This window comes from Wolbachia endosymbiont of Tuta absoluta, assembly GCF_059414725.1.
The window spans coordinates 1-924 of sequence record NZ_JBNRJY010000113.1 but is presented as its reverse complement, the minus strand read 5'-3'; the positions used below and the strand labels follow the sequence as shown (position 1 = coordinate 924).

At 39.9% G+C, this 924-nt stretch carries 1 protein-coding gene; it reads right to left on the bottom strand.

Annotated elements, in window-relative coordinates; genetic code table 11:
• Window positions 1–437: 437 nt before the first annotated feature.
• On the bottom strand, window positions 438–827 hold the full coding sequence (locus ACJ5GX_RS01250) for a hypothetical protein (protein WP_495292605.1): 390 nt from the start codon (window positions 825–827) through the stop codon (window positions 438–440).
• Window positions 828–924 lie beyond the last annotated feature (97 nt).

Genomic DNA, 924 nt, shown 5'->3' with positions numbered 1-924 from the left:
GAGAAGGAACTGCTACTCAAGTGTTATTTGCTTAACAAATTTACTGAAATAGGCATGGCTAAGTTTGATATAGCTTCATGAATTTATTATACATTACCCACTATCCGAAGAGCTGTGCAACAAAGCCATTCCAGCGTCACGCGCTGGAATGACATTAAATGATTTTTCTTTGAATTTGAGTTATGCAAGTAGCCCCTTTGTTGTCATGCAAGTAGCCCCTTCGATGTCACCCGAGTAGCCCTCTTCCTGTCATCCCAGTACTGGGATCCAGCCTTTCTTACCAACAAAAAACTTGGCACAACTTGCGTGCTCAAAAAATTCCTAGATTCCAGTACTGGAATGACACCCTTTTAGAAGTTCCTTCTGGATAAAAACTATTGTCAAGCACTGGAATGACATGATTCGACTTGCATGACCAGACTGTGTAGTAATTCTCTTTATTCCTCGATTTGCCACTTACTTCCTCGAGAAGATACATCACTCAATGAAGAGCTTACTGATGAACTTCTAGATAAGCTTCCAGATGATAGCCTTATATCCTTGTTTTTAGTTTTCCCGTTACTATATTTCTTATCTGGCTCATCTTTTATGTTATGCTCCTTCTTGAAATTTTTACAGAAAGTGCGAAGATATTTTATTTCGCCTTCCTTTTCTGTAGTTTCGCTTATTTTATCGATTAAGCAAATCAGATTTGCCATTGAGAATCCCTTACTAGCCTGTACAAGAATTTTCATATCGCTATCTTTTAACTTTTTGATGAGCCGTTCTTGTAATATTTTTTGACGTGTATCGTCTTTATCCAGCCCAGGAACCTCAATACACTCCAAACGACCACCCCTAATAAGCGCAGGATCGATCCTTGGCCCTCACTTTCTGTCCCTCAATCCTCTTGGGCACCAGGTTCTCAGGAGATAAGAGCATGGG